8 protein-coding genes and 1 pseudogene are annotated in these 10215 nt (G+C 57.9%); 6 read left to right on the forward strand and 3 right to left on the reverse strand.

Annotation, left to right across the window (positions count from 1 at the left end):
- The 6 genes and pseudogenes from ACWI8T_RS06165 to gatB form a co-directional block, all read left to right on the forward strand.
- Positions 1-627, forward strand: a pseudogene (locus ACWI8T_RS06165) (sodium-dependent transporter); the annotation flags it as partial.
- A 280-nt stretch (positions 628-907) separates the two neighbouring features.
- Positions 908-1972: a redox-regulated ATPase YchF gene (gene ychF, locus ACWI8T_RS06170; RefSeq protein WP_449138312.1), complete on the forward strand. Its 1065-nt coding sequence runs from the start codon at positions 908-910 to the stop codon at positions 1970-1972.
- 108 nt (positions 1973-2080) lie between these two features.
- Positions 2081-4009 (forward strand): DNA helicase RecQ, encoded by a 1929-nt coding sequence (recQ, locus tag ACWI8T_RS06175; protein ID WP_449138313.1) that lies wholly within the window; start codon positions 2081-2083, stop codon positions 4007-4009.
- 398 nt (positions 4010-4407) lie between these two features.
- Entirely contained in the window at positions 4408-4716 is a 309-nt protein-coding gene (gatC, locus tag ACWI8T_RS06180; RefSeq protein WP_123219186.1) for an Asp-tRNA(Asn)/Glu-tRNA(Gln) amidotransferase subunit GatC, read from the forward strand.
- Complete coding sequence (gene gatA, locus ACWI8T_RS06185; RefSeq protein ID WP_449138314.1) at positions 4716-6206, forward strand: Asp-tRNA(Asn)/Glu-tRNA(Gln) amidotransferase subunit GatA; 1491 nt, start codon at positions 4716-4718, stop codon at positions 6204-6206. Before gatC ends, gatA begins: the two co-directional genes overlap by 1 nt.
- A gap of 120 nt (positions 6207-6326) precedes the next feature.
- Positions 6327-7904, forward strand: a complete 1578-nt coding sequence (gene gatB, locus ACWI8T_RS06190; RefSeq protein WP_302853443.1) for an Asp-tRNA(Asn)/Glu-tRNA(Gln) amidotransferase subunit GatB — start codon at positions 6327-6329, stop codon at positions 7902-7904.
- Between the two features lie 90 nt (positions 7905-7994).
- On the opposite strand, the gene ACWI8T_RS06195 is transcribed toward gatB, so the two are convergent.
- From ACWI8T_RS06195 to ACWI8T_RS06205, 3 genes are all read right to left on the reverse strand, one after another.
- Positions 7995-8177, reverse strand: a complete 183-nt coding sequence (locus ACWI8T_RS06195; RefSeq protein ID WP_303050932.1) for a hypothetical protein — start codon at positions 8175-8177, stop codon at positions 7995-7997.
- Between the two features lie 22 nt (positions 8178-8199).
- The gene (locus tag ACWI8T_RS06200; RefSeq protein ID WP_449138315.1) at positions 8200-9657 is read right to left on the reverse strand and encodes a Y-family DNA polymerase; all 1458 of its coding nucleotides are present in this window, start codon (positions 9655-9657) and stop codon (positions 8200-8202) included.
- 140 nt (positions 9658-9797) lie between these two features.
- A partial coding sequence (locus ACWI8T_RS06205) for a hypothetical protein (RefSeq protein WP_449138316.1) occupies positions 9798-10215 on the reverse strand: 418 nt, incomplete at its 5' end.

A 10215-nucleotide genomic window follows, 5' to 3' on the forward strand; every position in this document is an offset into this window, starting at 1 on the left:
CAAATCGCGGGCACCACATTCGGCGTTTCACTGCTCGCGGGTCTCATGATCGTTCCCGCTACGTTTGCCGCGCTTGGTTCGGGCGATGCTGTGGCTCAGAACTCCGGCCCGTCGCTTATGTTCATCATTCTGCCTCAGGTGTTCGAAAACCTTGGCGGCGCAGCGACTATCATCGGTGTCGTGTTCTTCGTGCTCGTTTTGTTCGCGGCTCTTACGAGCTCGCTTTCGCTCGTTGAAACCTGCACGTCTATTATTTCCGACGGCGCTGGCTGGTCTCGCAAGCGCTCGCTTATCGTGACTATCGTGTACGTGACGCTCATGGGCGTGCTCGTGAACCTGGGCTACAGCTCGCTGTCGTTCATTCAGCCGATGGGCGAGGGCTCGAGCATTCTCGATTTGCTCGACTTCATCTCCAACTCGGTGATGATGCCTATCGCTGCGCTTCTTACCTGCGTTTTCGTGGGCTGGATTATCAAGCCCCAAACGCTCATCGACGAGGTGCGCGTGTCGGCTCGTTTCCGTCTGGCCAATGTGTGGTCGGTCGTTATTAAATACATCGCGCCTGTGATGCTCGTGGTTATTCTGATCGCGTATGTCGCTCAGACCATGGGTCTGTTCAGCATGTAGCCGATCAGCTTTCCGCTCGCTTAAGGGGCCTGCTTGCTTCGTTTCCGTTCGCTTATCTGGCGATTGGTGCGCGGCGAGCGGGCCTCTTTTTTGTTTTCTTGAGGGTGGACTCTGCAGGAGCATCGCTTTCATAAGCGCCGAATCTTATTGCGATATTTGAATGGTTCGGGCGCTGTATGCCGATATCGAATGGGGAATTGTCGAAAACGACGCAGGTTGCGCGGCGTTTTGCTATCATTGATGAGTTTTATCGCCGCAAGTAAGTATGAAGGGGATGCGCATGTCGCTTTCTATCGGTATTGTTGGCCTGCCCAACGTTGGCAAGTCTTCGCTTTTCACCGCCCTTACCAAGAAAACCGGGTTCGCCGCGAACTATCCGTTTGCCACCATTGAGCCCAATACGGGCATGGTTCCCGTTCCCGATTATCGTTTGGATGAACTCGCGAAAATCGACCATCCGGCTAAAATCGTGCCGGCAACAGTCGAATTCGTTGACATTGCTGGCCTGGTTGCCGGTGCAAGCCAGGGCGAGGGCCTGGGCAACAAGTTCTTGGCCAACATTCGCGAGACCGATGCGATTTGCGAGGTCGTTCGTTTCTTCAGCGACCCCAACGTCGAGCACGTTTCCAAGAAGGTCGACCCGCAAAGCGACGTCGAAACCATTAAGACCGAGCTCGTGCTGGCCGACATCGCCACGGTCGATAAGGCGCTGCCTCGCCTTGAAAAGGAAGCGAAGCGCGATAAGTCGCTCATGCTCAAGTTCGAGACCGCCAAGAAGGTGCTCGCGGGTCTGAACGAGGGCCATCGCGTGCTCACGCTGGGGCTGAGCGATGAAGAGCTCGCTGCTATCAAAGACCTGTGTCTGCTCACGTGCAAGCCCATGCTCTACATCGCCAACGTCGATGAGGGCCAGCTCAACGCCGAGCTCCCCGAAATCGATGGCCAGATTCCCGTGCCTATTTGCGCTAAGACGGAAGCCGATTTGGCTGAGCTCGATCCCGAAGACGCCAAGATGTTCATGGAGGAGCTAGGTCTTTCCGAAAGCGGCCTCGCTCGCCTTATTCGCAGCGCCTACGCCCTGCTTGGCCTGCAGAGCTACTTCACGAGCGGCGAAACCGAAACACGCGCTTGGACCATTCCCGTGGGCGCGAAAGCGCCGCAGGCTGCGGGCGTCATTCACTCCGACTTCGAGCGCGGCTTCATTAAGGCTGAAACCGCGAGCTTCGAAGATTATGTGTCTCTCGGTGGAGAAAAGGGCTGCCGCGACGCCGGCAAGCTTCGCCAGGAAGGCAAGGAGTACGTGGTGCAGGACGGCGACGTCATGCACTTCAAGTTCAACGTGTAACAGGCAGATGTGCCCGAGGGGCTTCTATTCTGTTTCGAAGATGGGCGATGCGCGCGTTGCGTGCGTTGCCCATCTTTTTGTCGTGGGCGTTTTGGAAAGGGTGAATCGATGGCGAATATTCAGGGGCTTTCGGCGGCGAACATGACGCCGTGCACGCCTTCAATGGATGCTGCTCGAGAGGCTCTTTCAACGTATTTTGGCTACGAAGCGTTTCGCCAAGGCCAAGAGGTGCTCATTGGCGCCGTGCTTTCCGGCCGCGACGCGCTTGGCATTATGCCCACGGGTGCTGGCAAGTCGTTGTGCTATCAGATTCCGGGGATTGTTCTGCCGGGGCTCGCGCTGGTGGTATCGCCGCTCGTTTCCCTCATGAAAGACCAGGTGAACGCCCTTATCGATGCAGGTGTGCGCGGATCGTTTTTGAATTCGACCTTGACGCCTGGCCAGCAGCGCACCGTGCTTGCGCGCGCCGAGGCGGGCACGTATAAAATCATGTACGTGGCGCCTGAACGCTTGGCCGATCCGCTGTTTCGAGAGTTTGCGAGCCGCGTAGAAATTCCCCTTATCGCCGTTGACGAGGCCCATTGCGTGTCGCAATGGGGCCAAGATTTCCGTCCTGCCTATACCGGCATTGCCGATTTTATCGAAAGCCTGCCGAAGCGACCGCCCGTCATCGCGCTTACTGCCACGGCGACCGATAAAGTGCGTCGCGATGTTTCCGCTTTGCTTGGACTGCGAAACCCCGAATGCGTCGTTACGGGATATGATCGCGCGAATTTGAAGTTCGGCGTCGAAAAGCTCAATCCGAAGCAAAAGCGCACGCGAATTGCCCAGTTCATTGCGGCGCATTCGGGCGATTCGGGCATCGTGTATTGCTCGACGCGCAAAGATGTCGACGGCCTTTCGGGCTGGCTTGCCGCCGAAGGGCTGCCTGTGGCTCGCTACCATGCCGGCATGAATAAGGCCGAACGCGACGATGCCCAAGAACGGTTCATCAATGACGATGCTCCCATCATGGTTGCGACGAACGCTTTTGGCATGGGAATCGACAAGTCGAACGTGCGCTGGGTCGTGCATTACAACATGCCGAAAAGCCTTGAAGCGTATTACCAGGAGGCGGGCCGCGCGGGACGCGACGGCGAGCCGAGCGAGTGCCTTCTTCTGTGGTGCGATGGCGACGTGTCTACCTGCCGCTTCTTTATCGAGGGCGACAGCGAATACGCCACTCAGCAGCCTGAGGAGGCTGAAATCGCGCGAGCCGCGCAGCGCCGCATGCTCGAGGCTATGGTGGGCTATTGCCACACGACAGGCTGCTTGCGCCGCTATATCCTCAATTATTTCGGCGACCAAACGCCGTTTGGGAATGGTTCGACTGAGTGCGGGAACTGTTCGAATTGCCTAGGGGAATTCGAATCGATCGACGTGACCGATACAGCTCGCGCCTGCGTGAAATGCGTGCGCGAATTGGGCGGCGCGTTTGGCAAGACCCTTGTGGCCGACATTGTGCGCGGTTCCAAATCGCAGCGCGTGTTCGAAGGAAATTTCGAAACGCTCGATTCCTACGATACAGTGAGCGATTCGATCTCTCAGGTCAAAGAAGTCATCGAGCTGCTTGCGTCAGAGGGCTTTCTGCAGGTGAGCGAAGGGAAGTTCCCGACCGTCGGGCTTGGTGAGCGCTCGCATGAGGCTTTCATGGAAGACTTTACGTTCTCGATCAAGCAGATGAAGAAGTCGACGCTTCCCAAGAAAGGGAAAGTGGCGTCTTCGTCCGCTTCTTCCGCGACGTTTGGCGTGGGCGCGACGAGCGTGGGCGACGATGCGCTGTTTGAAGAGCTGCGCGCTTTGCGCAAGCAGCTCGCCGATGCGGGAAATATCGCGCCTTACATGGTGTTTTCCGACCGAGCGCTGCGCGATATGTGCGCGCGCCGTCCGAAGGACGCGCTCGATTTCCTCGAGGTCAACGGCGTGGGCTCGCGCAAGCTTGAGCGCTATGGTGAAGCGTTCCTCGATGCCATTGCGAAATTCGAGGCGGGGGAGTAGGAGATGATTGAGTCACTCTCGGGCGGGTGCTTGCCTCGGCCTTCTCGCTGGCCACGGCGGGCTATCGTTCGCTTCGCTCACTATGCGCCCGCCTGGCGGCGTTTCGTGTAAAGATTAAAAGCAAGTTTGAACGCCGACGGCCTACGAGAAGGCCGAGGCAAGCACCCGCCGAGCGGCCATCCGACGGGATTTGAGTGACCGGAAAACAGGCCGCTTCATTAGGTATACGCGTCCTGCGTATTTCGGTCTGTTGAACTTTACTGGGCATCTGGTTGGCTCGTGCGTAGTTGCCTGCGGGTTTGCTATCATACGAACGTTATGTTCTCATGCAGTTCGCTTTGAGAAACTGCTGGCAGGTCGCCTGTGGAAAAGCGAATCGAGAAGGAAAGAGAAGTCGCATGACTCAGCAACTCACAGAACGCGACGTGCGTGACATTGCCACGTATGCGCGCATCGGGCTCACCGATGAAGAGCTCGCTCAGATGACGGTTGATTTGAACAGCATCATCGAAACGCTTAAGCCCATCACCGAATTCGACCTCGAGAGCGTGGATCCTACGTTCCATCCCATCGGAGGCCTTTCCAACGTGATGCGCGAAGACGTGGAAGTACCTGGTTTCACGCAGGAGCAGGCGCTCTCCAATGCTCCTAAGCAGCAAGACGGTAGCTTCCTTATCCCGGCTATTTTGGGCGGAGGCGATCAGTGATGGCGTATAACGCGAATATGAACGTGGCCGACATTCGTGCCGGTCTTCTGGCAGGTGATTTCACGGCGCGTGAAGTCGCTGAGGCAAGCTTCAAGCGCATCGAGGAACTCGATGGCGAAGTGCATGCATTCTTGGAACTCACGAAAGGTGCTGCCTTCGAGCAGGCCGCGAAAATCGATGAGGCGCTCGCAAACGGTACCTTTGACGAAATAGGTCCGCTCGCTGGCGTACCTGTGGCGTTCAAAGACAACATGAACTACGAGGGCACGCACACCACGTGTTCATCCCTCATGCTTGAAAACTATGTCTCGCCTTATACCGCGACGTGCGTTGCCAAAACTATTGAAGCAGGCGGCATTCCGCTGGGCAAGCTCAACATGGACGAATTCGCATTCGGCAGCTCCACCGAGACCTCCGCGTTCGGCCCCACCAAAAACCCGTGGGATCTTGAGCGCGTCCCGGGCGGCAGCTCCGGCGGCTCCGCGGCATCGGTCGCGGCTGGTCTTGCGTGCGTCACGCTCGGTTCCGACACGGGTGGATCAATTCGCCAGCCTGCAGCGTTCTGCGGCATTGTTGGCGTGAAGCCGACCTATGGCATGGTTTCGCGTTATGGCGTGGTTGCGTTCGGCAGCTCGCTTGACCAGGTCGGCCCGTTCGCGCGCAGCGTGCGCGATGCCGCCGCCGCGATGGACGCCATTTGCGGCCACGATCCCATGGACTGCACCTCGCAGTATGTGAAGGCCGATTTCCGCGCCGCGTGCGAGCAGGGCGTCGAAGGTATGCGCATTGGCGTTGTGTCCGGATTCATGAATGCGCCCGGCCTTACCGACGAGGTGAAGGCTCGCGTTTCTGAAGCCACCGAGGCGCTTCGCGAGGCGGGCGCCGAAATCGTGGAAGTCGAGCTTCCTCATGCCGATGCGGCCATTTCCGCATATTACGTGCTGGGCCCGTGCGAGGCGTTCTCGAATTTGGCGCGCTTCGACTCGGTTCGCTATGGCTATTGCGCCGAAGGCCACAAAGACCTTGGCAGCCAATACGAGGCAAGCCGCGCTGCCGGCTTTGGCATGGAGGCCAAGCGCCGCATTATGCTGGGCAGCTACCTGCTTTCGAGCGGCGTGTACGAGAAGTACTATTATCCGGCTCAGCAGGTGCGCACGCTTATTACGCAGGACTACCAGGCTGCATACGAGAAATGCGACGTCATTCTCGCCCCCACGAGCCCGCGTACCGCATTCAAGTTCGGCGAAATCGGCGATCCGGTCGAGATGCACCTGTCTGACATTTTCACGGTGTCGATTAATATCGCAGGCAACGGCGGCATGAACGTGCCGTGCGGCCTGGGCAGCGATACGGGCCTGCCTGTGGGCGTGCAGCTTATCGCGCCACAGTTCAAAGACGAGAACATGTTCCGCGCTGCGGCGGCGCTCGAGGCCGTGTATGGCGCAGCTCCCATCGCGCCCGATTTTGCTGCTGGAAAGGCCGGTGAATAGCATGAAGAAGCTCGAAGAGGTTTTGCAGGATTCAACAGCCCAGTGGGCTGTTGAACGCCGAGCACCGCGAAGCGGAGCGCAGGCGCTGGGTGCAGAACGCGGAATGGGGGCGATTCGGTAATGAAGAAGCTCGAAGAGGTTTTGCAGGATTGGGAAGCCGTCATCGGCTTGGAAATTCATGCCGAGCTTACTACGCTGAACACGAAGATGTTCTGCGGTTGCAAGCTCGAATTCGGCGCCGACCCCAACACGCACACGTGCCCCATTTGCTTGGGCCTGCCTGGCGCGCTTCCCGTGCCCAACAAGGCCGCCATCGAGAGCATCGTGCTCGCCGGCTTGGCCACCAATTGCGATATCGAGAAGCATTCTATGTTCTATCGCAAGAACTATATGTATCCCGATATGGCGAAAAACTTTCAGACCACGCAGGGCCCCGTGGCGTTCTGCATGCGCGGCCACCTCGACCTTGAGGTCGACGGCGCCGGCGCAAAAGAGCGCATCGACCTTGACGGCTTGAAGCCAGGTGAAAGCCAGGGCAACGTCACCGCGACCGAAGACGGCTATGTGGCGCACGTGGGCATCACGCGCATCCATATGGAAGAGGACGCGGGCAAGATGGTGCATATCGGCGGCGACGAAGGCCGTATCGCTGGTGCTACGCACTCGCTCGTCGACTACAACCGCGCGGGTACGCCGCTCATCGAGCTTGTGACCGAGCCTGATTTGCGCACGCCTGAAGAGGCCCGCCTGTTTATGCAGAAGCTTCGCCAAATCTATTTGGCTATTGGCATTTCCGACTGCTCCATGGAGGAAGGTTCCATGCGTTGCGACGGCAATGTATCGCTGCGCCGCCGCGGTTCTACGGGCTTGGGCGTGAAGACCGAGCTCAAGAATATGAACTCGTTCAAGAATTTGCATGACGGCTTGGCTTATGAGATTTGCCGTCAGGCCCAGGTGCTTGAAGAGGGTGGTCAAATCTACCAGGAAACGCGCCATTGGGATCCGTCGGCGAAGCGTACCATCGTGATGCGCGTGAAGGAAACCGCTGATGACTACCGCCTGTTCCCCGAGGCTGACCTTGCTCCGTACGATTTGACCGACGAGTGGATCGACGGCGTTCGCGCCAAGCTTCCCGAACTGCCCGACCAGAAGGCCGCGCGCTACCAGGAATGCTTCGGCCTTTCGGCCTACGACGCGCGTCATTTGGTTGAGCACCGCGCCACCTCGAACTTCTTCGAGAGGGGCATGGAGCTTGCCGGCGATAAGGCTTCCAAGCTGGCTAAGCCGCTCGCGAACCTCGCGATTAACGACATCACGGCGCGCATGAACGCCGACGAGTCGTTCAACTTGGCAGAATGTCCGCTTACGCCCGCGCGCGCAATTGAGCTCGTTGAGCTTATTGCGACCGATGCAATTTCCTCGAAGCAGGGCAAGGAAGTTTTCGCTGCCGTGATCGATGAAGACAAAGATCCCTCGGCCATCGTTGACGAACGTGGCATGAAACAGGTAAGCGACACGAGCGCCATCGAGGCTGTTGTCGATGCCGTGATTGCCGCGAACCCCGATGAGGTTGCTCGTTACAAAGAGGGCAACACAAAGCTCATCGGCTTCTTCGTGGGCCAGTGCATGAAGGAAATGCGCGGCCAGGGCAATCCGAAGGTTATCAACCAGCTGCTTGCCAAGAAGCTGAACGCGTAAAACCCTTTCGCTTGAAACGAAAAGAGACCGAAATTTCTTTCGGCCTCTTTTTTGTTGGCCGTCTTCGGGGAGGGGTGGACGAGCCTTCTATTATGGAGCGTCGTCGCGGTACGCTTCCGTGAAGCGTTTTTCTTCCGCGATGGCGTTTCGCTCTACTTCGGTGAGCATTTCCTCGTAGCCCCTCAATGCCGAAAATGGCATGAATTGGCGCGCCCGCTCGGGATAGGCGCGCGCCTTGTGCTCGTATGGCGCATTCGCTTCTTCGGCGCCCATGCGTTCAAGATAGGTATCCCATTCAGCCGGCATTGTGACCCCCAATTTGCATGTTTCGCTTGCGCATCGTCGCGTTCTTTTTAAAGCTCGTGCCGAAGAGCACGGAGTTCTTGCCGAACCTCGATTGCACGGCAAGCATGGCTTTTTGTATATCCCGTTTGCGCTGTTCTTCTTCGGGTGCGGAAAAAAGGCTCATTTGACAGCCTTCCGCTTCGACGATTTCAGAAAAACCCAACATAATGCGTCGTATTGGGCGTTCGGGATCGACGTGGCCGTCGAAGAGCTGCGCCGCGGCGCCGAACAGGAGGTGGAATGAGTTCGTGGGCGCATCGAGCGTGCACGCTCCACCTGTGGCTTCGTGGTAGCCGCTGTTGCGTGCGCCGGGCCCAACGATTCGTGCGCCGTGCCCGCCGACAAAAACGCGCGTTTCGTCGTCCGCATTGCGATGCGGCCGATGACTTTGGACCTCGTTGAATCTCGCATTGTCGTAAGCGTGTTTCAGTTCGGCTTGGGTTTGGAGATGGGCGAAGCCCCCGGTTGCGGTGGCGCCATGAGCCTTCGCGTAGCCCACATGCAGCGACACGCGCCGTGCCGCTAAGCCCTTTTCAATCATGTCGAGCACGCTCGATTCAACCATCTCTCGCAGCACGGTGCGGGCGTCTTCGAACGAGTAGTCGTGTTCGAGCACCTGCCCGTTGGCTATGGACTTTCCAACGGGCTTCCATGCCTTGATTTCCTCGATGGTACAAGGCTCTTGGCCCCAGGCGTGATCGATGAGGAATTCGGCGTTTACTCCGAATTCGCGATAGAGCACATCTTCTGGCAGCTGCGTTACGTCATAAAGCGTGCGCGCGCCGTGTTTGGCGAGCCTCGCCGCAATGCCGGGGCCGATGTTCCAAACATCGGTGATGGGCTCGTGGTGCCACATGGTTTCGCGAAATGACGTCTCGGTGAGTTCCCCAATGAAATCGGGACTCTTCTTTGCGAGCACGTCGAGCGCAACCTTTGCCAGGAAGAGGTTTTCCCCAATGCCCGCCGTGGCCGTTATGCCTGTTTCCGCCTTCACAGCCTCTATGAGCTCGGCTGCCCATTCGCGCGCGGTTTTCTTTTCGAGCGCTAAGTAGGGCGTTGCGTCGATGAAGCACTCGTCGATTGAATAGGGGTAGATGTCGGCGGGGGATACATGCCGCAAATAGATGCCGTAAATTTGGGCGGAGCGCTCCATGTAGAGTCGCATGCGCGGCTTCGCCTTGAAATATTTGATTCCCTCGGGAATCTCGAAAACGCGGCATCGGTTGCGCACGCCGAGCTCCTTCATAGCGGGCGATATGGCAAGGCAGATGGTTTTCTCGGAGCGTGCGGGATCGGCTACGACGAGCAGCGCCTTATCGGGGTCGAGCCCCCGCTCGGCGCATTCGACCGAGGCGTAGAAGCTTTTCAAGTCGATGCATACATACGTTTTGCCGCTCCGATTTTGCAAGGCGCCAGATTCCTTTCGCCGATGAATAACGAACAAGTGTTCTAATATAGTAGCGCAAAGAAGCCGAAAAGGGAGCAATAAAGCAAAAAGAACGGGCAGCCCGAAAGCTGCCCGAAATGTGTTATCGATTGGCGCTGGTCCTATTCGAAAAGATTCAGCAACGATCCGAGCACGTCGGCGTCGGGGGTCCACTCGTTGTCGTTTTTGGTGAACGTAAGCACGAGGGGCATATCGATGGCTTGCGTCTCGTCGATGGCCTGCATGGTGATTTCGCCGATTTTTGCGGTAATGTCGTCTTGGGTCATGCTCGCCATCTGCTCGTCGGTCACCTGCTCGGTCCAGGCTTCAGCGAGCTCTTCAGCCTTCGCGCTTGCGTCGGTGAACGATTTGCAGGTTGCGGTAAGGGTTGCCTTTGCGGAGTCGCCGTCGACTTCGACCGAATCGATGGTGTAGTCAAAGCCGTCGAGGTACGACTTCACGAGCGTCTTGCTGTCGATGCCCATCGACTCGAGCATGGCGAATTCGCTGCCGGCCTCGGAGAGAATTTCGTCCAAGGTG

The sequence above is a fragment of the Slackia sp. genome (genome assembly GCF_977041755.1).

Excerpts from the sequence above, each read along its gene's own strand:
- recQ (WP_449138313.1), top strand. The coding sequence starts at position 2,081 with ATGGCGAATATTCAGGGGCTTTCGGCGGCGAACATGACGCCGTGCACG.
- gatB (WP_302853443.1), top strand. The coding sequence starts at position 6,327 with ATGAAGAAGCTCGAAGAGGTTTTGCAGGATTGGGAAGCCGTCATCGGC.
- ychF (WP_449138312.1), top strand. The coding sequence starts at position 908 with ATGTCGCTTTCTATCGGTATTGTTGGCCTGCCCAACGTTGGCAAGTCT.
- gatA (WP_449138314.1), top strand. The coding sequence starts at position 4,716 with ATGGCGTATAACGCGAATATGAACGTGGCCGACATTCGTGCCGGTCTT.
- gatC (WP_123219186.1), top strand. The coding sequence starts at position 4,408 with ATGACTCAGCAACTCACAGAACGCGACGTGCGTGACATTGCCACGTAT.
- ACWI8T_RS06195 (WP_303050932.1), bottom strand. The coding sequence starts at position 8,177 with ATGGGCGCCGAAGAAGCGAATGCGCCATACGAGCACAAGGCGCGCGCC.